This window comes from Leptospira ognonensis (genome assembly GCF_004770745.1).
GTDB classification, from domain to species: Bacteria; Spirochaetota; Leptospiria; order Leptospirales; family Leptospiraceae; genus Leptospira_A; species Leptospira_A ognonensis.
Genome location: NZ_RQGD01000062.1, coordinates 1 through 22,375, shown reverse-complemented (window position 1 = coordinate 22,375; position 22,375 = coordinate 1). Strand labels below are relative to the sequence as shown.

The 22,375-nt window shown below is 39.2% G+C and carries 20 protein-coding genes and 1 pseudogene; 6 read left to right on the top strand and 15 right to left on the bottom strand.

Annotated elements, in window-relative coordinates; genetic code table 11:
• Nucleotides 1–526: pseudogene (locus EHQ58_RS18665) on the bottom strand (helicase); the annotation flags it as partial.
• Nucleotides 527–640: 114 nt separating this feature from the next.
• On the opposite strand from EHQ58_RS18665, the gene EHQ58_RS18660 reads away from it, so the two are divergent.
• From EHQ58_RS18660 to EHQ58_RS18645, 4 genes are read left to right on the top strand one after another with little or no spacing between them, the layout of a single operon-like run.
• Nucleotides 641–1,945 carry an ABC1 kinase family protein gene (locus EHQ58_RS18660; protein ID WP_135625587.1) on the top strand — a complete coding sequence of 435 codons (1,305 nt, stop codon included), beginning with the start codon at nucleotides 641–643 and terminating at the stop codon, nucleotides 1,943–1,945.
• Nucleotides 1,942–2,178 (top strand): FeoA family protein, encoded by a 237-nt coding sequence (locus EHQ58_RS18655; protein ID WP_135625586.1) that lies wholly within the window; start codon nucleotides 1,942–1,944, stop codon nucleotides 2,176–2,178. Before EHQ58_RS18660 ends, EHQ58_RS18655 begins: the two co-directional genes overlap by 4 nt.
• Nucleotides 2,179–2,184: 6 nt before the next feature.
• On the top strand, nucleotides 2,185–4,254 hold the full coding sequence (gene feoB / locus EHQ58_RS18650) for a ferrous iron transport protein B (RefSeq protein WP_135625585.1): 2,070 nt from the start codon (nucleotides 2,185–2,187) through the stop codon (nucleotides 4,252–4,254).
• A 29-nt stretch (nucleotides 4,255–4,283) separates the two neighbouring features.
• The gene (locus tag EHQ58_RS18645) at nucleotides 4,284–5,267 is read left to right on the top strand and encodes an N-acetylneuraminate synthase family protein (RefSeq protein ID WP_135625584.1); all 984 of its coding nucleotides are present in this window, start codon (nucleotides 4,284–4,286) and stop codon (nucleotides 5,265–5,267) included.
• 15 nt (nucleotides 5,268–5,282) lie between these two features.
• Here EHQ58_RS18645 and EHQ58_RS18640 read toward each other — a convergent pair whose 3' ends face one another.
• The 9 genes from EHQ58_RS18640 to EHQ58_RS18600 all read right to left on the bottom strand — a co-directional run bounded on the left by EHQ58_RS18640 (nucleotide 5,283) and on the right by EHQ58_RS18600 (nucleotide 12,299).
• The gene (locus EHQ58_RS18640) at nucleotides 5,283–6,512 is read right to left on the bottom strand and encodes a vitamin K epoxide reductase/DsbA family protein (RefSeq protein ID WP_135625583.1); all 1,230 of its coding nucleotides are present in this window, start codon (nucleotides 6,510–6,512) and stop codon (nucleotides 5,283–5,285) included.
• Between the two features lie 22 nt (nucleotides 6,513–6,534).
• Entirely contained in the window at nucleotides 6,535–7,266 is a 732-nt protein-coding gene (hisA, locus tag EHQ58_RS18635) for a 1-(5-phosphoribosyl)-5-[(5-phosphoribosylamino)methylideneamino]imidazole-4-carboxamide isomerase (protein WP_135625582.1), read from the bottom strand.
• A 3-nt stretch (nucleotides 7,267–7,269) separates the two neighbouring features.
• Nucleotides 7,270–7,896: an imidazole glycerol phosphate synthase subunit HisH gene (hisH, locus tag EHQ58_RS18630; RefSeq protein WP_135625581.1), complete on the bottom strand. Its 627-nt coding sequence runs from the start codon at nucleotides 7,894–7,896 to the stop codon at nucleotides 7,270–7,272.
• A complete protein-coding gene (hisB, locus tag EHQ58_RS18625; RefSeq protein ID WP_135625580.1) occupies nucleotides 7,893–8,474 on the bottom strand; it encodes an imidazoleglycerol-phosphate dehydratase HisB in 582 nt (193 codons plus the stop codon). Before hisB ends, hisH begins: the two co-directional genes overlap by 4 nt.
• 52 nt (nucleotides 8,475–8,526) lie before the next feature.
• Nucleotides 8,527–9,003 carry an LIC11177 family protein gene (locus tag EHQ58_RS18620; protein ID WP_135625579.1) on the bottom strand — a complete coding sequence of 159 codons (477 nt, stop codon included), beginning with the start codon at nucleotides 9,001–9,003 and terminating at the stop codon, nucleotides 8,527–8,529.
• Between the two features lie 51 nt (nucleotides 9,004–9,054).
• Nucleotides 9,055–10,008, bottom strand: coding sequence for a rhomboid family intramembrane serine protease (locus EHQ58_RS18615; RefSeq protein ID WP_135625578.1), 954 nt, complete (start codon nucleotides 10,006–10,008; stop codon nucleotides 9,055–9,057).
• A gap of 181 nt (nucleotides 10,009–10,189) precedes the next feature.
• On the bottom strand, nucleotides 10,190–10,885 hold the full coding sequence (locus tag EHQ58_RS18610) for a Crp/Fnr family transcriptional regulator (protein WP_135625577.1): 696 nt from the start codon (nucleotides 10,883–10,885) through the stop codon (nucleotides 10,190–10,192).
• Nucleotides 10,886–10,966: 81 nt separating this feature from the next.
• Nucleotides 10,967–11,803 carry an enoyl-CoA hydratase/isomerase family protein gene (locus EHQ58_RS18605; RefSeq protein ID WP_425460495.1) on the bottom strand — a complete coding sequence of 279 codons (837 nt, stop codon included), beginning with the start codon at nucleotides 11,801–11,803 and terminating at the stop codon, nucleotides 10,967–10,969.
• Complete coding sequence (locus EHQ58_RS18600) at nucleotides 11,769–12,299, bottom strand: hypothetical protein (RefSeq protein ID WP_135625576.1); 531 nt, start codon at nucleotides 12,297–12,299, stop codon at nucleotides 11,769–11,771. Before EHQ58_RS18600 ends, EHQ58_RS18605 begins: the two co-directional genes overlap by 35 nt.
• 94 nt (nucleotides 12,300–12,393) lie before the next feature.
• On the opposite strand from EHQ58_RS18600, the gene EHQ58_RS18595 reads away from it, so the two are divergent.
• Nucleotides 12,394–13,683, top strand: a complete 1,290-nt coding sequence (locus EHQ58_RS18595; protein ID WP_135625575.1) for a PilZ domain-containing protein — start codon at nucleotides 12,394–12,396, stop codon at nucleotides 13,681–13,683.
• On the opposite strand, the gene EHQ58_RS18590 is transcribed toward EHQ58_RS18595, so the two are convergent.
• The 4 genes from EHQ58_RS18590 to EHQ58_RS18575 all read right to left on the bottom strand — a co-directional run bounded on the left by EHQ58_RS18590 (nucleotide 13,675) and on the right by EHQ58_RS18575 (nucleotide 19,530).
• Complete coding sequence (locus EHQ58_RS18590) at nucleotides 13,675–14,853, bottom strand: tetratricopeptide repeat protein (protein WP_135625574.1); 1,179 nt, start codon at nucleotides 14,851–14,853, stop codon at nucleotides 13,675–13,677. The genes EHQ58_RS18595 and EHQ58_RS18590 overlap by 9 nt on opposite strands.
• A 224-nt stretch (nucleotides 14,854–15,077) precedes the next feature.
• The gene (locus EHQ58_RS18585) at nucleotides 15,078–17,585 is read right to left on the bottom strand and encodes a penicillin acylase family protein (protein WP_135625573.1); all 2,508 of its coding nucleotides are present in this window, start codon (nucleotides 17,583–17,585) and stop codon (nucleotides 15,078–15,080) included.
• Nucleotides 17,586–17,593: 8 nt separating this feature from the next.
• The gene (locus EHQ58_RS18580; protein WP_135625572.1) at nucleotides 17,594–18,796 is read right to left on the bottom strand and encodes a hypothetical protein; all 1,203 of its coding nucleotides are present in this window, start codon (nucleotides 18,794–18,796) and stop codon (nucleotides 17,594–17,596) included.
• Between the two features lie 68 nt (nucleotides 18,797–18,864).
• Nucleotides 18,865–19,530, bottom strand: coding sequence for a transglycosylase SLT domain-containing protein (locus EHQ58_RS18575; protein ID WP_135625571.1), 666 nt, complete (start codon nucleotides 19,528–19,530; stop codon nucleotides 18,865–18,867).
• A gap of 157 nt (nucleotides 19,531–19,687) precedes the next feature.
• Between EHQ58_RS18575 and EHQ58_RS18570 the strand changes: the two genes are divergently transcribed.
• The gene (locus tag EHQ58_RS18570) at nucleotides 19,688–22,072 is read left to right on the top strand and encodes a HAMP domain-containing sensor histidine kinase (protein WP_135625570.1); all 2,385 of its coding nucleotides are present in this window, start codon (nucleotides 19,688–19,690) and stop codon (nucleotides 22,070–22,072) included.
• 1 nt (nucleotide 22,073) lies between these two features.
• Here EHQ58_RS18570 and EHQ58_RS18830 read toward each other — a convergent pair.
• A partial coding sequence (locus EHQ58_RS18830) for a hypothetical protein (protein WP_210412855.1) occupies nucleotides 22,074–22,375 on the bottom strand: 302 nt, incomplete at its 5' end.

Here is a 22,375-nt window from a genome sequence, read left to right as displayed (position 1 = left end):
CTGAATCTTGTTTTTTAGCTCCAATCGCTTCCTTCCATTCCGTCGGAATCTCGGCGTATGTCGCCTTATGAAGAGATTTTTCAATGGAGAATTTAAATTTCTCACTTTTCTGATTCGTCTCCACTTTGATGAGTTTAACGAACTCTTCATAAGCATGGTATTTATCTAAATTGTTTGTAAGCCGTTCTCTATTTTTGCGTTGGTAGACAAGGTAGTATTTTCGTAGAACATTGAGTTCCATCTCGATATTGATCGGTGGAATGTTTACCTTTCTGGCAATCTCGCCAAGGGTCATCACTCCCTTGTTTTTTAAAATGGAAGTGATGATATTTACTTGTAAGGGAGAAAATTTTTCTAGAACGCCTTTGAGGTAGAATTCACTTTGAAAAACTTCCATTAGCCCAAGGATGGTGGATTTTTTGTCTTTTCCTGGAAGTTTGTGGATGTTCCAAAGAGTGGCGATCTTTTTGATTTCGTTCAGATCGAGCTTTTCTAGCTCTTGATAGAGGACACTCTCTTGGCTCATGGGGATGTTTTGATAGGTTTTTAGAGGATAGCTAATCCTGCAACTCTATTTCAATTAGACGAAGGGAGGGGATTTTCTCGTTTTCTTTGGGTTTGCGGCTCCTAATCTTGACCTATGGAAACTCTATCCGATTATTTCTCCTTTGGCTTCCATTCCAGTGCCAGGGCCTTCCACTCCAGTTTTATATTCACCACCAAGGCCGCCTCCATACTTGCCATGTTTGCGAGTGGTAAGGTGAACCACAAAGAGGTTGCCATCGTTCTTCGTGAATCTTTCGAGTCCTTAGGCGCGACATATATCAAGTTAGGACAGTTCATTGCGAGCGCCCCTTCCCTATTCCCAGAAGAGTACGTAAATGAGATGCAAAAGTGCCTGGATTCTGTTAGACCAGTACCCTATGCCGATATTCGGAGAATCGTGGAACGTGAACTTGGTGATAAAATCGGAAATATTTACTACTCCTTCGACGAAAAGCCACTTGCCTCAGCATCCATTGCACAAGTACATGCCGCCATCACCAAAGAAGGATTAGATGTAGTTGTAAAAGTACAAAGACCTGATGTGCACATAACGTTAAAGACAGATATGCAAATACTCGCTTTACTAACAAAAATATTGGAATGGATCGCACCGGAATTTAAGAAGTCGGGACTCACAGGCATGTTCTCAGAATTTCAAAATTCCATTTTACAAGAAATCGATTTTATCAAAGAAGCAAATAACATTGAAGAATTTGAAACATACCTATTAGTATCAGGCGAAGAAAGAGCCCGTGTGCCTAGAGTTTATCATAGCTTATCTACAAAAAAAGTGCTGACGATGGAAAGGTTCTATGGCGTACCGATTACTGATGAAGCAGGTTTACGAAATTATACAAATAATCCTAGAAAGGTATTGAATGATGCCTTGGAAATTTGGTTTTCCTCACTCGCCAAAAAAGGTTTTTTCCATGCCGACGTACATGCAGGGAATGTAATGATTCTCAAAGATGGACAGATTGGCTTTATTGATTTTGGGATTGTAGGACGAATTTCGCCTAACGTATGGAAGGGATTATTATTATTCACGCAAGGCATTGGAATGGGTGAACCGAAAATGGTAGCGCAAGGTCTAATCAGCATGGACTCAACAGACAAGGGAGTGAGTCCAGAAAGTCTTGCCCTACAGTTGGAAGGTTTGTTTCAAGAAATGGAATCAATCTATCTCGCCGTGGCCGAGGGAGATGCGACAAGTTTTGATGAAACTAAAATCAACCACATGATGTACGAATTGAAAGATATTGCAGAAAAAAATGGATTAAAAATTCCAAGAGAATTTGCTCTTCTCATGAAACAGTTGCTATATTTCGATCGTTACGTCAAATCCATCGCACCCGAAATCAATCTCTTCCGTGATACCGGGAAATTTGTAACTCGATGATATCACTTGCCGAATTATCCGAAAAGGAAAAAGGAAAGGTTCTAACCTTTGATAGAAGTTTCATTTCTGCCTCTCAAATCACAGAGCTATTGGAACTCGGATTTTATCCAGGAGCCGAAATCAAATGTCTTGAGACTTCTCCCCTACTCGATAAAATGATATTTTCGATCGGCGGGATAAAGGTGGGACTCCGTATCAAAGACTGTCAGCATATCATGGTTCAAACAAATTAATCAAAAATGAAGCAGAACAAACTATATCTAGTTGGGAACCCGAATTGCGGAAAATCTACTCTTTTCAATCAGTTAACTGGACTTAGGCAAAAAACAGGAAATTTTAGCGGTGTCACCGTAGAACAAAAATCAGGTGTTTTGAAATTTTCCGAAAAAGAATTAACAATCATCGACCTACCCGGCACTTACGGAATGGGTGGTAGGACCGAAGACAAACTCATCACTTATGAGATTTTACTTTCTCGTGCACCAGAAGACAAAATCATTTACGTATTAGATGCCCTAAATCTAGAACGCGGACTCCAATTTTTACTCCAAGTCATCGATATGGGTGCACCCGTGACCGTTGTGATGACCATGAAGGATGTTTTGGAAAAAAAGAATCTTTCTATCGATCTAAATATTTTAGAAATTGAACTCGGTTTAAAAATCCATTTGATCAATGCCAAATCGGGAGATGGGATTCTCAATTTGAAAGAAGCTCTTTTTCAAGAACAAAGTTTCGTTTCAAATACACGAAGATGGAAATGGGATACTAAGGAAGAAAATCAGATATCCGAAATTAAAAAAGCACTGCGTATTAATGACACTAGTTCAGAATTTATACTCACCCAAGCTTTAAAATATCTCTCGGGAGATCCGAGCCAAACAGATCCGAAGTATTTAAATACCTTTCCAGAGGAAACGATTGCGTTTCTAAAATCAAATTTCGATCACAAAAAATTTCATTTTTATTATGAAGAAGAGATCATTCGAAAAGCATTCTTCATCAAACAAACCCTTGCAAAATGTTTAAAAACGGGGAGCAACAAAAGTCGCGATTTTGATACAAAGTTGGATGCCATACTCCTTCATCCCCTTTGGGGATTCGTATGCTTTTTCCTCCTCATGGGTGTATTGTTTCAAACATTGTTTAGCTGGGCTGAAATTCCTATGAATGGCATAGAAGAGTCAATCGAAATGACCCAAAATATCATCCTTCATTTTTTACCTGAAGGTTTATTTAGATCGATGATCGTAGAAGGAGTATTAGGAGGCGTTGGGAGCGTCATCGTTTTCATTCCACAAATCGCTTTGCTTTTCATATTTCTTGGAATTCTAGAAGAGTCGGGATATTTGGCGCGAGCTAGTTTCCTTATGGATCGAACCATGGGTAAGTTTGGGCTATCCGGTAAATCATTTATACCACTTCTTTCCTCTGCCGCCTGTGCCGTTCCAGCCATCATGGGAACAAGGACCATAGAAAACAAGGCCGACCGCATCACTACGATCATGGTATCACCTTTAATTATGTGCTCAGCGAGATACCCAGTTTATATTCTTGTCGTGGGAACTGTATTTAACCTTCCTCCAATATTCGGAATTATCAATGTTCAAGGTCTCGTTTTATTTGGGATGTTTTTATTAGGCCTATTCACTTCTTTAATAGTTGCTCTACTTTTCAGGAAAACAGTTTTTAAGGAAGATTCTTCTTATTTTATCATGGAACTGCCGAGATATATGATACCCTCGTCGAAAAGCATCTTCCATTCCGTCTTTCAAAAGGTTTTAGCTTTTTTGAAATCCGCAGGGCAGATCATACTTTATATCTCCGTCTTACTTTGGTTTCTTTCAGCTTTCCCGGCTAGTTATGTAAATGAAAAATGGGAAACTAGCAATATTGAAACTTCTTACATTGGAAGGACAGGAAAATTCATTGAACCTGCGTTACATCCAATGGGATTTGATTGGAAAATCGGGATTTCTATGCTTACTTCATTTGCTGCCAGAGAAGTTATGGTATCCACACTTGCAGTCATCTACGGAACAAATGATGACGAGCAAAGTGAAACTCTTCGTGAAAAGCTGCGGAATGAAAAGAAACCTGATGGCTCTCCCCTTTGGTCTCCCCTCACTGGACTCTCCCTACTTGCTTTTTTTGCTTTTGCTTCCCAATGCATGTCTACACTCGCTGTTGTCAGAAAGGAAACGGGTAGTTTTCTTTGGCCATTCATTCAGTTTTTATATATGACAGGTCTTGCTTTACTCTCCGCCACCCTCATCTTTCAAATCGGAAAAGCTTTGGGATTTTCGTAAAGTGCCGATACAATTGGTAGAGGATCATCTTGGACTTTACGATCGGAAATAAGACACTCACTAGAAATTCAAAACCATATCTGATAGCTGAAATTGGATTAAATCATAATAACGATTTAGAAATTGGTAAAAAAACGATTCAAGCTGCTAAGGCGGCTGGTGCTGATGCCGTTAAGTTTCAATCCTACGTAACGGAAGATTTCATTTCAAAAACAGAAAGTGATGCCCGATTTCTCTACGATATTTTCAAAACCTACGAACTATCCAAAACATACCATGAAGAATTTAAGAAAGTCTCCGAAGATGAAGGACTTGATTTTTTTTCTACTCCCCTTGATACCGCATCCGTGGAAATGCTGACAACTGTCGGAGTCCCAGTATTAAAAATAGCGTCGGGTGATATAGTTAATTTACAGCTTTTACAAAAAGCAATGAGCACCAAGCTGCCGTTAATTGTTTCCACTGGTGCAGCTCTCCCCGAAGAAGTAATGAGAGCAATCTCTCTTTTTAAAGAAAATGATTATCCTATTTGCCTCATGCACTGTGTTTCTTTGTATCCTACACCAGCCGACAAAGCGAATCTTCGTTCGATTCCTTTTTTTCTCGACACGACTCCTTACGTGATCGGTTTCTCCGACCACACTGCAGGCACGCTTGCACCTGCAATTGCTGTCGGATTAGGGGCAAGCCTGATCGAAAAACATTTTACATTAGATAAGAATCTCGAAGGCCCAGACCACGGCATCTCCATGGACCCCGATGGTTTAAAAAATCTTCGAAGTGAAATCGATCTCGCCTATCAAATGCGAGGTGAATTTGGGAAAAAAACTCATAAGGAAGAAACAGGTGGCTGGTATTTCGGAAGAAGGTCGCTTTATAAAAGAGGCGATGAGATACTTTCTATGCGACCTGCACTTCATACCCGCGATGTAGATGTTCTTGATGCTTGGGAGATTGGAAAAATAAAAAGCCCATCTTCAATCAAGGAAGATGGGCCCGTCCGAAAAAAATAACTCTTAGACGATAATTTATAATTTACTGATCAAACGATCCAGTAGTGCTTTTAGGAAGATTGGATTTGGCGTTCCGCTATCAATTTTTTTATCATTGATATACAAGGATGGAGTTGCTTGGATATTTAGTTTTTCTGCGACATCTATTTCTTTATTCAACTGCATTTGTGCTTCTTTCGAACTCATACATGACTTCAGTTGATTGGTATTGATTGACAACGTATTTGCTAAATTTAGGACAGTCGATGCCGAATGAGTTACTCCCTTTTCTGTGTTATCATATAAGCCATGATACATCGCTGCAAATTTTCCTTGTTTATCGGCACAGATTGCTGCCATAGCAGCAATGCAAGAGCTAGCACCAGGTCTAGGTTCACTCACCAAACGATTGCAAGAACCATCTAACGGGAAATTTTTATAAACGACCCTCACCATTCCATCATAATCTGCTAATAATTTTGCTAGGATATGAGATGTATGCAAACAATGTCCACAATTGAAATCAGCATATTTCACAATAACAATGGGAGCTGTAGCACTTCCAATGCTTGCAGATCCCGAAAGATCGATGTTCAATTTTTCACCTGCCTCAAATGCTGCAATGCGATTTGTAATTTCGGCATTGTCCATGCCCTCACTCGTAGCCAAAGTATTAGATCCTTTCGAGGTAGCCAATTTTGATGTTGCGAAAGCGACAGAGAAATTGAATAGGAAGATAATAAACAAAGTGCCAAGGCTCTTGGTGACCGAACTTACAACATTTTTCGGATTTATTTTTGATTCTTTTAGAGCATAAAAACTAATCCCTATGATCAAAAGGGTTATCACATAAGTGATCGCACATAACTGGCAAATGGTGCCTATGACGCCAACGGAAATTCCAAACAGAACTAAATCAAATAAGAATGCTAAGGACGATAATCCTAAAACAATTTGTAATCTTTCAAGGTTCTCTTCCGGGTTGGTAGATTTCACATTCATTCCAAATAAGAATACAAGTGTACCGTAAAAACCGAAACCGAAGAGAGCTATCGGAACATTTCCTAGCAGAGGTACAGAAGGTATGAAAGAATAGGCGCTCTCTGCCACTTTTGCACAAGAACCAGCACCACCAAGAGCAGAGCAAGCGCTATCAGCAATATTTGCCGAGCCGAGACCAAAGTATTCAATTGCTAATATAAATGAAAGAACCACTCCCAAAAAAGCAATGAAGACTCCAATTATGTTTAATTTCTTCTGATCCATGTATTTTCCTTATAATCCAAATTCAGTTTTTAAATTCTAAAAATGCTTCTTTTAAATCAATCTTGCCTTCATAGATGGCTTTTCCTGTGATGGCACCGTAAAGTTTACCATCCGTTACTCGGGTTAATTTGCGAACATCTTCAAGAGAGGAAACACCGCCAGATGCAATCAAGTGTAAACCTGGAAACGAATCTAATATATCTTTATAAATTTGGAAATTCGGTCCTGCCATCATTCCATCTTTCGAAATGTCTGTAAATATCACATGTTCAACGCCTAATTTTACCATTTGATCCAAGAAGGAAAAAATCTCAAGGCCAGTGTCAGATTCCCATCCTTTGGTTCTGACAATTCCGTCTTTGGCATCTACCCCGACTACGATTCGATCGGCACCGTATTTTTGAATACCATCAGAAACAATTTTCGGATTTTCAACGGCAATTGTTCCTAGGATAAAACGATCAATTCCTAGACCATCATAGAAAGCCATTGACTCAAGTGAACGAATACCGCCACCTAACTCTAATTTTAAGTTGCATGCACTTCTAATTTTTTGGATTGCTTGCTCATTTGCGGAAATCCCCGTTTTTGCCGCGTTTAAATCAACTATGTGTAGCAGTCCAGTTCCTTGCGTTTCAAATTTTTTAGCAAGTAATTCAGGCTCTGAGGAGTATACAGTCTTTTTTTGATAATCACCTTGAAGCAACCTAACAGCTTCGTTATCGAGTAAATCAATAGCGGGAATGATGAACATCTATTATATCTCTAAAAAATTGTTTAATATCTTTAAGCCGAGCTTGTCAGACTTTTCTGGGTGGAATTGGGTACCCATAACGGGACCTTTTTCCACGACAGCAGTAAAGGATTCGCCATAGTATCTGCAACTCGCAGTACTATCTAATCTATCAACTCCTGTGGGTCTATAAGAATGGATGAAATACATAAACGATTCATTTTGAATCCCCTTCAAAAGCCTCGAGGATTTTGATTTGATTTCAAAAAGTTTATTCCAACCCATATGAGGTACTTTTATCGTTGGCTTTCCATCAAATTTTCGGATTTTACCACGGACTAGACTCAGACCATTTATGATCTGACCTTTTTTTGAGGTTTCATCTGAATCCTCGAATAGCACTTGATATCCGATACAGATTCCGAGTAGAGGCTTTTCTTTTTGTATGTGTTCTTTGATTGGTTCGATAAAACCAGCTTCCTTTAAGTTCTGCATAGCTTTATCAAAGTGTCCATCTCCTGGTAGGATCAGCTTATCTGCTTTCCTAATCACTTCCAGATCATTAGTGAATTTAAATTTGTCTGTATATAGAGAAATGGCTTTCAGCAGGGAATGGATATTTCCCATACCAAAATCGAGAACAGCGATCACTCTAACATACCTTTGGTGGAAGGAATTTGTCCATTCGCTTTCTCATCCACGGCTATTGCTTGCCTAAGTGCTTTTCCTAACGCTTTAAAAATGGATTCATGAATGTGGTGTTTGTTCTCACCATAATGAACTACAACGTGTAAATTCATTTTAGCATTTAAAGCCAATTTCTGTAAAAACTCAAGCGTAAGCTCAGCGTCATAGATTCCAAATTTTCCATCGATTTCCGGACCCGTGTATTTATAATAAAATCGTCCACCTAAGTCTACGGAAACCGTTGTTAATACTTCATCCATAGGCAATGTAAAATGCCCATATCGGAAAATACCTTTTTTGTCTCCAAGCTGTTTGTGTATCATTTGACCAAGAAGGATAGCCGTATCTTCTACAGAATGATGGCAATCGATACCGATGTCTCCCCGGAGATGAAGGTCCATATCGATGAGTCCATGTTTGGCGATATGGGAAAGCATGTGATCAAAAAAAGGTATCTCAGTATCAAAACGATACTGGCCCGATCCATGGATGTTAAGGTCCAATTTGATATTGGTTTCCGAAGTTTTACGGGATTCGATCATATTTTAGATGCTTCCGTAGAAAACATCTCTGTCAACCGAGAAAGTAGGTAGTTTACTTACCAAACCTTTGGTTAAACATATGCAGCAATTCTTGGATGGAATCCTCTACATATTTAAAATGCTTGGGTTTCATTGGTTCAAGTGGCATTAACCCATGAATTTTTTTAAAACGCTCGAAAGACTCTCTTACGTATTCTAAAAATTTTCTTCCATTGATGCCGTATTTTTTTAGAAGGGATTCGTTTTCCTGAAAGATCTGTTTCAGGCGATTACCGTAATCTGTTTCATTCAGAAAATAATATCGCATGTCCTGTCTAGATTGAGAAAGTGCCATGTCAAACGAGGTGATATATCTGCTCGAATGTACGTCGGCTTTCGAATTTGAGGCGGCATGACTCGCTTTTGAAACCTTTTCTATGGCCTGAGCGATCGCCTTCTTTTCAGTTTCCTTTTTTTCCCGTTCAAAGTCTTTAGCTAGCTTTTCTCGCTTAAGGACTTCCTCTACTGAACTCGATTTGTTTTCAGCCATGACATTCATTGTCGACATTGAAAACAATTGTCAAGGATTTACAGGTAAAAATTAATCCTTTGCCTTTCTAAGAGCACAATTTGGAAGCCATTCACATCGAAGACAGATTGGATCTTCGGGATTATACGTGGATGGGGGGCAAATATTGGCAGAGGCAACTTGTTTTTCGAGTAAGACTGCTTCAATGTCACTGTACCGATGGAGGTTTCTGATTTTCGAGAGAATGTCTTCATTGATTTTTTTTTGGTCGGTAAACAAATCTTCAATCGTAGTGGTCGTTTTTTTTATGTCACGATTGACCTTTTTATCTTCCGTTTCCCATTCCATGCCAGGTAGATCAGGTATACTCGAACGATAAAAACTTTTCTCATAGAAGCGAAAGAAAGCAAGACCCACCAAGGCACCACCAAGATGGCATGTGTTTGAAATCCCTGTATTAGAAATTAAAGTCAAAAAGTATCCGATTCCCAGTGATACCCAAACTGCATTCTTAGCTTTTACGCGAAAGACAAGAAGGAACAATTCTGAGTTGGGATACAATTGTCCGAATACAGCAAGCAAGCCAAACACGGCACCAGAGGCTCCGATGGTGGGAACTCCAGATTGGTCTAGGATAATCACTTGTCCGCCTAACTGGTTATTTAAGAAAGCAAACAGAAGGACTAAGATCCCTCCTCCTAATTGCGAAAGAAAATATAGAATTACAAATTTCTTTTTTCCAATCACAGGAATGATATAAGTTCCTAACATATAGAGTCCATACATATTGAACAAAAGATGTATGGGTAACAAATTCCCCACGGAGTGTAGAAATCCATAGGTAAAAACTTGCCAAATCGCACCTTGAAAAACAAGATCGGGAATCAATCCAAATCGATATACTAACTGCTCATTTGCGAAGTGCTGTAGGATAAAAACAAGACAATTGAAGATTAATATTAGGTTTAAAGGATGGGTAATGGGATGTCCGAACAATTGCGAACCGGCGCTGCGATTATCTCTCATATCTTCTTCCAGTATTTAGGATTGTAAGAAAGAAACAAGGGAAATAAAAAAAGGGGGTTCCTTTGTGGGTTCCCCCCCGGGAGTGACATAGACAAAATCAGGCAACAGACTTTGTCCAGATTATCAATCACTAACAAAGATCGGTTTTTTACTCAGGGGAGTTAACAAGAATGTAAAAAAATTAGGCAATTTTTGACAGTGAATAGAGTGCTTCGCGGTTCAGAATATCGATCCGATTTTTATCCACTGAGATGAAATCGCGAGCTTTCAGGTCGGAAAGAGCGCGCACAAGCGTTTCCGTTTTCGTTCCGATGAAGGAAGCAAGAACGTCCCGGGTGATCTTTAGTTCCACCTGGTTCCTGCTCCCTTGAGCGTTGTCGAGGACGATGATGATTTCTGCTAATTTCTCATGGACCTGCTTTGTGCCAAGGGAAACGATTTGTTCCTCGGACTCTCGCCATTCTTTGGCCATTTGGCGGAAAACTTCCTTTTGAAAGTTGGGATCTGCTTGGACTAAATTTTCGATCAGCTCCCTTGTGATGAAACATGCCTGCGTGTCATCAACAGCAACGGCATCATGATGGAAGGCCGTATTGGAAATGCAGTCTCGGAACCCAATCCAATCTCCGGAAGCTTTGAGTGCAAATGTTTGTTCTTTGCCTGATGCTAAGTGGGTAAAAGTCCGAACCAATCCATTTTTCAAAAAAAAGAAGCCGCTGGAAGCATCCCCCGAATGAAAAAGATAGTCACCTTTTTTAAAAACTTGGTAACCTTTTTCTTCATTGATCCGTGTGATTGTCTCATGGGTTGCGCAGAGTAACACGTTGTGATTTCGATAATCACAGTCAAAACAATCGGGTATGAGTTTCTCTTCCATTCTATATAGTTGGTCTGACGAGTATCAGAACAAAAAACTAACCTTTGTCGAGTTGAAAATTAGAAATCTTCTAAAAAAAGATTACTTCCCTAAAAAAATGGGACTTCGCTTCTCTACGACGCTCGTTAACGTTTCTCGAAAATCATCGGAGATAAAATTTCGAGCTTGAGATGCGGCTTCCTTCTTCAATGCCTTATCCAAAGATTTCCATTGGTAGAGATTCTTCTTCAACTCTTGCAGAGCAAGCGGCGCACCGTCTGCCATGTATATCGCAAACTCTAATGCTTTCGCATAAACTTCATTTTTAGGAACAGACGTAACGGCGAGTCCCCAATTTTTTGCGTCTTCACCATTGAAAGTTTCACCTGTAAAGAGAAGTCTAGATCCTAGGCTTTTGCCTAGAAGTTCGGGAGCAAGAAAGCTACTTCCCATCCCTGGATGGATACCAAGTCTTACAAAGTTAAAGGAGTATTTTCCTTCGAGAGCAAAAAAACGAAGGTCACATGCAAAGCCCAAAGACAACCCTGCCCCGATAGCATGTCCATTTAACGCACCAATCACGGGGGATTGTAAATTTCTTATCGAAAGGAAAAAACTGTAAAACTTTCTCATATCACGCTTGTTCTGTGAAAATGTTTTTTCAGAAAATGAGCGAAGTAAATTCAAATCTCCACCAGCACAAAAAACATCGTTTCTGCCAGAAATGATCACTGCTCTAGGTAAAATTTTTAGTTTCGAAATGCGATTTATTTCGGTTTGGAATTCTTCACCCATTTTCCATGTCATAGAATTTCTGGATTCAGGGTTATTTAGGAAAATAGAAACGATCTCTCCATTTCGAGCAGGAGTGGATTCAATTTCTAAAAATTCATATTTATTTAGGTTAGATGGCGACATCGCAGATTTGAAATCCTTCATACCAAATTTTATCTTGTAACGGCAGAGGCGATTCGGAGAGGCCTAGATTTTCAAAATAATCTAATAGAATTTCAAGATGAATTGATTCCTCCTCTTCTGCTTTTAAAAATGCGGAATCAATTCCTTTACTCACGAGCGCTTCCGATCTAACACGATTTTTAAAATATTCAGGCTTGCCTGAAAAGATAAGGTGAGCCGAAATCAAATCAAAGCGAATCGTATCTATGATCTTTCGAATTGAAACTTCGCTTTCCAAACAATAGCGAGATGCGACTTCCGTTTGGAAATAATCACCCCAGGTAATGATGTCTGGGAGCACTCCAAATTCTTCTAAAATCTTTTCCTGTGCTTTCTCGTCCGTAAAAAGAGTGGTCGCAAAACGGTTCACGATCTCGTGCAATTCGACAAGAAGTGACAATTTTTCTGGCGTAATCAGCCCTTGGCGGATCATCGGTAGAAGTTCTGGATTTACATTGTTTGGAAGAGTTACTGCCATATACTTCCCATTTCGGCGCATTCTGTCAATTTCCCAGCAGTTTTTTCGCGACATATGCTTCGATTTTGCCTGTCCGAACTTCGATAATGTAAGTATGGCAATCGGCAGAACGGATTCGATGCAGGAGTTGATCACGATTTTGGAGTCTCTTTACGAAGAGACCATCATCGGATCCGATGTAAACATAGTAAAACACTTGTTTTACTATCTAAAAGCGGACAACCGTGAATTTGAGTTTATTTACGAAGAAGAAATCCTGATTGCAGCTGTCGAAGATATCAAAACTGACACTGTCGTTCTGACAATCCCAGATCTGGTAGAAAAAGGGTCCCGAAGAGCACGGGTGAGATTTGAGGTCATGAACATCAACTACCAATTTGAGGTAGCCATTCAAGACATTCACCATGACCAAACAACGATTCGAACTCCCACCGAACTTCAATCCTACCAATTAAGAACGAACCGACGGATACCAGTCGATGATCTCTTTATGAACTTTATCATTCTTTTTAGATCACTCGCAGGTGGATCAAGGGAAGTTGGGAAAAACTTATATGCTGAAAGTCGGTTCCCTCATCTTATGAAGGAGATTCGAAAAGACAGACCTGATATTAAATTAGTAAATCTCATATTAACAGAGGCCATACAAAAGGTATCCAAGGATTATGATCTAAAATTTTTCAATGAGCTTGAATTTCTAACAGAAACAGATTCGTTTTTAAAAGACCTACTCCAAGAGACAGGCAAAACAATCTATATCCCTGATTGTAATCGGATAGAATCTTACATTCAACCTACAAAGGATGAATTCTTATTTAATTTTCAATCGGAATTTGAAAAGATGAAGCTAGAATACGGAGAGGAATATACATTCAATTTTTTTGAAACCATGAGAAAAACAGAATCACGTGATTTTTTTGTCTCTTATGTGATTGCTCCCATTCGCCTGTATGATGACGTTGTAGGTTATTTAAAGGCGTATTCAACGGCGATGGATCGATTCACGATTGCGCATTCCCAAGCAATTTATATTCATGAGCTAAGCGAAATTATTAGTTATGCATTTACGAAAGGTACCATTCAATACGGGAGCTATGAAACAATGCAAAGTACGACAAGAGTGGTGGATATTTCCCTCGATGGCTTACTATTTGAGATTCAGGACAAGAGACTATTCCATTATTTGAAACGTCATAATATAATAAAAATGTTTATTCCATTACGAAAAGACAGAACGCTTATCTTAAGAGGAGAGATTATTCGATTTTTAGATCGTGGAGACCACTTTCATCTAGGTGTAAATTATTTTAGTTCTGCCCCAGACGATATGCTTTATCTTGAAGACTTCCTTTTCGAGAAGAGTATGAAAATTCTATCAGAATAAGCCAGCTTTCTTTTCTGCCAAATGGATCGCTTTCAATAAGTCTTCTGAGATGGTAGACTCGCCCGTATAATATAATTTTAATGATTTACCATGTGCAATTAACTTGTCACGATATTCATTTTCTTTTGGTGTATCTCTCATTTCTTTCCATTTTGAGTTGTAAAATTCGCAGGCGAGTCGATGCAGATAAAAATCAGATTTCCGAATAGATAAGGCTCTTTCCAGGGATTTTTCAGCTTCGTCTGACCATTCCTCTTTTTGTTTGCGAAGATCAACTCCGGAAACAAGTAAATTCGACGAAACATATTTAAGATATGCTGTTTCAAAACTATACATCCAAACTTCGTAATTTTTTGGATTTATCATTCTTGCTTCTTTTGCGATTTGCGGCAAAAGATCCATATGTTTCTCAAACCCTTTACCTTCAGTCTTATATTGGTATATCAAAAATCTCATATATTCTAATAGAAATATAAGTTTTTCTTGTTGGTTAGAGAATCTCTCCCTATTTTTCCATGCCTGAGAAAATTCATAGCCTGCGGAGACATACCCTTCTCCATCATTCCAATGCACCTTACCGAGGGCGAAGTGGGTATCTGGAAATTTCGGATCCAAGGAAATTGATTTTTTATAGAGACGGATTGCCTCTTCAGGCTTTCCCTTTGAAACAAAATAGTCACCCTGCTTTTTAGCAAGGAAAGCCTCATCATATTTGGTTGTATCAATCGGTAGGGCCACGGTCATGGGACGATCTTCAATCAATCGAAGAAATCCCTCGCCTCTCACCTGCCATCCGAAAAAAGTCGTTTGGAAAACCGATTTTACAGTGATGAGTCCGACAATATTTCCATCGCGATAGGTCTTATGATCTAAATTCTTTTCTAGTAGATATAGTATTTGGCCTGGACGAATCCCTTTTGGATTTAAAACTTTAATGGTGACCGCATCTGGCCTAGTATCAATTTCCAATTCGGCATCGACTTGGTTTAAGGCGAATTCACTTGCCTTTTCAACTCCGATGACCTCGCCAATCACAATCATTCGCGAAGGTTCTAAGCTATCCTGACCTCGAAAGGCAAAAGCTAGCTGTCCTTGTGAAGATTGAGAATGTAACATTCCCGAGACAAAAGGAAAACATAATAAAATGATTACTAAGGAACGAAAGAACATTCTATCTCAACTATCGACAGGATTTTATCAGAGCGCGGAAAAAATCAGATCTATGCGACATCTGAGGAAGATGTCCGAACATTTTTTTAAAAAATCTTCTGAATTTTAAGGAATCGTAGACGACGGATGGTGAAAGTGATAAACGGAAGTCATTGGGTGGCGGGTCTAGTTCCCCACCCAGTCTCGTTAGGGCGGGGAAGTATTTCAAAAAATCCCCGCAGTTTTTACATTGAGGGTTCCATGACCATCAACATTCCGTTTGAGTAGCTCTCTGATGAAAAGTTTATCTTTCTGTGCTTCCCCTGATTGTAATCATTTACTAAATTTCCATAGTACGGGCTGCCGAGATTCCCACTATTCCCGATGGGCAATTGGGTCACAGATTCATTAAATCGACCATAATCAATCACTCGGCGTTTGGAAGGTCCTGAGGTAGCTGTCCAATCCTCCTTCATTAACTTGTATTTAAGATTATTGATCACCTCTGCACCGCCAGGAGCAGGCATGGGACCAATGTTAAAAAGACCACCTATCAAGGGGACAACGCCAAGTGGATGGGGATGTTTAATCTTATAAAGACTTTTCCATTTCCAAAGAGAAGGGCTTTTTGAAACGTGCGTTTCGAGATATGTAACGGAATCTTCGAAGGATTTTACGAATATATCCCCTTGCGTCTCAGTGACTCCAACAGTTGTTATATCATCCCAAAAAAGAGAATTTGGGTTTTTTATCAATCCACGATATGCATTCCAATATTCAGCTATCTCACCGTATAGTAAAAAGTTTTTCTCACCTAACTCATCCTTGAGAGCATTCTTCAAGGTAAAGTAGTAAAAAACATCATAAATGGCGGCTCCCTCTGACTCTGTAAAATGATGAAAATCCCACTTTTTAAGAATTGCCAGGGCACGTTTTCCATTTTCAGATTTTACTCTCTCTAAGTGTGGAAGTGCAACATCCAAATAATATGGTGCGAAGGAAGAAAAAGTATCCGTTTGTAATCCCGCCAATTCCTCAAGGGTCCACTTCTCCTGTCTACCTAGCACGCTTGTTATACGAATAAATCTATCTGCAGGTTGCCAATTCCCTTCGACAGATATTAGTCCTGGGATTTTTCCCGAGGTCACTTTATTATTGGCGGTGACGATGATTCCATTTTTTGGATTTATCAGCTTTGGATTTTGTTCACTTGGGACATAGCCAATTACATCATTCTCACCTGTCGAACCTTCCAGGATTTTACGAGGATTTCCTGATTTCAAGATCGGGAATTTTCCAACTGAATAGTAGGCAATATTTCCTTTGGAGTCAGCATAACTAAAGTTAAGCCCAGGTGCTGCAATCAACGCAGATGCGGCATCCAATTCAGAATATGTATTCGATTTTCCCATTTTATACAAAACATCCAAAAGTGGGTTTTTCATATGATGGTGTGTCCAATACAAACTGATCGGTCGTCCATCATATCCCTTGATATGATCTGTAAATAAAGGACCGTGAGGAGTTGATTTTACAATAAACTTCTCAGTCTTTCCATCCTTGAACCGTAGCTCATCAACATAGGATTCCAAATCGATCCATTTGCCCTTAGATAAAACCTTACCGGCTTCGACTGTTTCTGCATATAAGTTCACATCATCTTGCTCAAGCATGGTGAGCCCCCAGGCCTTCTCCTTGTTATGTGCAATCAATGGGAAAGGAATAAGAGATAAAAAATAGCCGTAATTTTCGTATCCGGGAAATTTGATATGAGCTTCATACCAAGTTCCAGGGTTTGACAGTGCAATGTGAGGATCATTGGCTAGAATGGCTCCTCCACTAGCGGAACGGGAAGGTCCAATTAACCAGGAATTACTCCCTTCCAAAGGCTCGACAGGGAAATACAAAGAAGAGATCGCATCTAAAGCATGGGAAAGAGAGCGAACCAAATCTTCACTCGATTGGCTTTGGCCGGAAGAGGATACTGGTCTCTCTACTGCCTTAAAGATATCTGCCTTTGAAAGAGATGGGATCCCTGGCTGAGATTCAATAATCGTTACATTTCCATCTTCTAGGTCATATCTAGGAAACAATTCAGATACGATTCTACCGCTAACTTGAGACTCGAGGATCGTAAAAAGGCTGTCTGACTTGATACCCTCAGCAAAGGAGAATCCCATATAAAATAAAAATGCGACCGCATCTACTCTCGTGAAAGGTTTTGGCTTCACTCCGAGGATTGTAAATTCAATGGGGTAGACACCCTCATCCACAAAGGCATTTGCTCCTGCTAAAAAATAATCAAGTTGTTCCCAAGCTTCTGGATAAAGATGGGATTTTTCATTTACGTAGTCTTCTGCCGTCTTTTTTAATAGCAGAGTTTTCAAAAATTTATCTGACTCAAGAAGAGCCTCTCCAAAGAGCTCAGTGAGTTCGCCTTTTCCCACTCGCCTTTGTAGCTCCATTTGGAACAATCTGTCCTGGGCCATAGTATAGCCTAACGCGAAATAACTGGATTTCGCATCACCGCCTTCAATATGCGGTATCCCCGCAGAATCTCTATAGATTGAAACTTTTGAAGTCAAAAAAGGATGTTTGATGGTTCCTGAATATTTTGGAGATTTTATGCCGACAAGACCCCAAAAAATAAAGTGGAAAACCACAGGAAGCAAAAGTACAAAAAGAACCCCTCCAAAAAGAAGGGGTCTTTTTTTGAACTTTGCGATAACGTTTGCTATGGCAAGAGTATTCATTTTTTTCCTTATTCTAACGCTTTGATCTGGCGAATCCGGTCTTGTTTGTCCTGTGAATCCCAGACAACTTTGGCAAAACTTTCAACTTTATAGAATTTTGTTTTATACTCATCTTTATAAGGATACACGAGCTCGCGATCCGGTTCGGTGGTTTTTGCCGCTTGGAGCTTTCTTAAACCTTCTTCACCTTGGTTGTACCAATCAGGATCAATCGGAAGGTTTACCCGATGACCACGAAAGGAGGTAGCAAGGTATGGACCGTCTAAATCTTTATCGCGTAAAATCTTCCCGAAAAAAATAAACTCAACCTCATTTGATCCTGATTTTAAATCACCATCATAAATTGCATAAGCGATGTATTCGCCGTTCTTCTCATCTTTTAGATTCGCTTCTAAATGGTATTTACCCTTCTTATATACATTTACAATCGCCCTTACAATCAGAGATCCATCTTGTAAGGAATCAGAGAAGACGCCACTAAACTCAGCTGGAATAGAAGGTGAAGAGAAAAAACTAGCAGTAACGGTTGTTTTAAGATTCTCAGGTCCATATGTAATGTTAGCCACAAGAGACATTTGCCCCCAATCTGCCTTCTGTGGTTTCCAAGCAAAGGTATATATGTTATCTCCCCTAACCTGATCTCCATCTGAGCCTGTATCATTTACATCTGCGCTTACAGATCCATATCTCTGACCTTCCCATTCTCTAAAAACTTGGTGTGAATCGACCGAAATTTTCACTCGATTGCGAGCTTTATCGCGACATTCTAGCGTAACATACATTACATCTTTGTTCCCAACCACCGACCATGTTTTTGGTTGGAAAAGACAGACATAACCGTTGCCTTCTTTAGTCTTAGGATCAAGTTGATAGTCGGGTGAATTTTCAATGATAAAAGGGAATGCCAAATCGTGATTTAAAATCGACATGGGGCGAGAATAAGGAGGATACTGTGCCCATTCTTGGTACTGTTCCAGTAACACGGCAGGAGTTGCACCATCTTCTGGAATCTCACCTCCAGAACCGCCATCACTTCCACCAGTATAATTGCTGCTAGACGGATCACTTGAACTAGACATCATATCTTGTTTTGATCTTTGGCCCGTTTCAGAATCTGCATCTTGACCATTTTTAAAGACGAAAAAAACGATGACAATGACAAGTGACAACACAATAGCGAGATACAATCCGTATCTTCGAAGAAGCTCCATACCTAAACCACCTTTGTTTTAAAAACGGATTAGAGGATGGAGCCAATCTTAGGAATGTAAAGTAAAATTTATTGGGCTTTCAGGAATGCAAGCTCCTCATATACGGTATGACTTTCTTTGAAATTTTTCCATGTATGATAGTGCGTTGCGATAGATTTAGGATAAGCACTGAGCCCACCCCACTTTCGAAACCCACCTAGACCAGCATTGTAAGCAAGTAAGGCATCTTTCGGAGAACCAGTTTCTTTCATCAAATCATTCAAAAAGAGAACACCCATTCGAACATTCAGATCGACTGAATACAAATCCTTTTTATCCTTATAAGGCAAAGATTTGGATTTCGCGAGCCACTTCGCAGTCTCTGGCATGATTTGCATGTAACCCATCGCACCTTTGTGTGATTTTGCAGTCCTTTTAAATTGCGATTCTGTTTGGATGACTCCGACAAGAAAGGCGATCTTATCTATGTCTTTATCACGTGCAAATTCTGAATTTTTTGGAAACTGCAGGGAGAAGGAGTTTTGATAGATTGCGGATGCCAATTCTTCTCTTTCGCTTCTACGGAGTCCTGGTCTTTTGTTGCCAATATAATCGGCTATCCGTTGGATTTCCCTCTTTTGGATCGAGAGATCGGCGTCTCGACTCGTTTTGCCATAGGATTCAAAGAGGGAGAGAAAGACTAAAGCCAGGATCATTGAGAATTTTAGTATTTTTTTGCCATTTTCGCGTATCATGTTTTTACCTCGTTGTGCATCGCACAATCAGTAAGACCATCTTTTTATGCAGTGCACCATTGTCCAGTCAATTTTGTGCAATGCACCATAAACGTTTCCCCCTTCCCCGCTGAATCTCGTTGACGCTCGGTAACGATCTGATCTCATTTAGCTTGCTTTGGTTCTAAATTTCTTCAGCTTCTATTATTTTGGGCTCTCACTCCTCACAGGCTCGGCATTTCTTTACTTCTGGTTCAAGCGAGACTCACTACCGAAATCCTTTTCAGATTACAGGTATTTTCTAATTTCTCTCTTTTTATGGAGCTTAACTTGGGTCATCTGCAATTCCTTTCTCGAAGAATGGACGGCGTATGTTTTCGTTTTCCTAAAAAATCCGGCGATACTCCTCCTAGGCAATTCTCTACTATCCGCATCCTTTCGTATCGGCAGGGATGATTACCCTTCTGTGAGAAAGCGCGCGGTTTTCGCTTCCAGCCTTTTAGGAATGGGCGCTGTCATTTATAACGTGTGGGGGTTTTCTCAAAGAGAGATAGATTTCGATAGCAAGTTAGAATTTTATGTCCCGGCTCAGTTTAGTCCGATTCCTATACTGCAAGGTAGTATCATCATCATCGCTACAATCGTTAGCCTGCAATTATTCGGTGCTCTGCTGATACTTTTATACAAATTTCGAAGATCAAGTGTCCGCACGAGAAAACAAATTTTAAATTTTATTTTCGCTGCGCTCAGTATACTTTCGATGTCATTATTAAACATTTTAGTCGATATGCAATTTTTCGGCAATGATACCTATTTATTTATATTAACAAATGTTACATTTATAGCAGTGACCGTCGTCATACTAACAGCACTGAATCAGGAATACACAGAATCAAATGTTGGTTTCAAGATCATGTCTTTTAATCTGACACTACTTTTTCTTGTTCTCTCTCTAATTGCGAATATCCTTTTCAGTCGATATAAATCTGACTTTATCATTGATCTCGACAGAGAAAAAGATTTTGTTAAAACTCAAATAGAGAATGGCACTCTTCATCCAATCGTTTACCAAGCAGATATCGTTCTGAATCTTGAAGACTCCTTTTTCAATATCAATAAATTCCAAAAACCAGTGTCTAGTTTTTCTAATCTAGAAAGCAGAATTCCTACATATACTACGTTCAAATTGGAACGCGGATTTCCTGGAACAAATGGAATTTTTTGGATGGGTGATTTTAGTGTTAAGAATCAGCATTTTTTAATCGGAATTTCCTATAAAGAATATAGAAGAAAAATTCATTCTATAGTTATTTGGTTAATCCTTACTTTGATAGCAACACTTGTTTTGGTTAGTTTACTTTATCCGATCTTACACAAAGCAAATATTATTAATCCTTTAAATCGACTACTCGAAGGGATTCATAGAATGCAAAAGGGAGACCTTACTTCAAAAATTGAAATCACAACTTTTGATGAAATCGGTATCATTACAGCCAGTTTCAATCAGATGATTAGCCAAGTCAGAGATTCTCGCCAGAATTTAGAATTGCTGATCCAAGAGAGAACAGAAGAACTACATCAAAAATTAAAAGAATTAGAAAATGCCCAATCACAACTGTTACTTGCCGAAAGAATGTCCACATTGGGAAGAATCGCTGCGGGTGTCGCACACGAAATCAATAATCCACTGGCATCGATAAAGGCGAGCTCAAATTTTTTAAGAGACCATACTAATTTTTTTTATGATACCGATTCGCGGATAGAGACTGAGCAGGAAAAAATAATCCATCAAATTGTTTTCGGCAGCCACGATTCACCCAAGCTAGCCACTTACTCAAAATTAAAAATGAAAAGAGAGTTAGCTCTCAAATTAAAATCTTTTGGATTTTCAGAAGAAGAAGAGATCAGCGATTCATGTTTTGATATGGGAATTACGGAATTATCAGAAGAGTATAGAAATTTTTTCTCTTCTGTTAAAACCAGAGAACTGTTCTTAAATGCATTAGAGCATAAACAAATATTATTTCATTTAAAAATTATAGACTCGGCAGTTGACAGAGCTTCGAAAATCGTGTTTGCCTTAAAGCAATATTCCTATTCTGGCCCAAAGGAAAACAAAGTAAATTTCAATCTAAAACAAGGAATTGATGAAGTTCTGCAAATGTATGCGAATGTTTGGCGAAAAGGAACTCAAATCGATGTAAGCGTTGAGGAAACCATTGTAATATACGGGTATCCAGATGAGCTCGTACAGGTATGGACGAATTTGATTTATAACTCCCTTCAGGCGACAGCAAAAATAAGTGGTATAGTTGAAGTTTACTCTAAAACAAAAGGCGATAGGGTATCTATATTCATACAAGACAATGGCCATGGAATTCCTAAAGAAAATCTATCTTATATTTTCGAGCCATTCTTCACGACAAAAGATTTAGGAATGGGAACAGGTCTGGGACTTCCGATTGTTAAAAAGATCATCGAATCTCATGGTGGGGAAATCAAAGTCGAAAGCAAACCCGGCCGAACCATTTTTGAGGTTTCCTTACCAATTTCCAAATCATAAATTAAGGTTTCGCTTCTTTCATGGATTTTTCCAATTCCTCTCTAGATGTTTTCATATATATCTCTTGCTTGTGCCTATAATATTCACGATTCCAATACCCTGTCGGTTTTTGATTGATTCTTTTTATAGCCTCTCCTAAGTCTTGATCGTCACCGGGCGTGATGGAAGTCTCTTGCCTTTTCTGCTCCCTTAACTTTTCTAGATCCTTCTTTTTGTCACCAATCCCGCTATTATCCTTATTATCCTTATTATCCTTATTATCCTTATTATCCTTATTATCCTTATTATCCTTATTATCCTTAT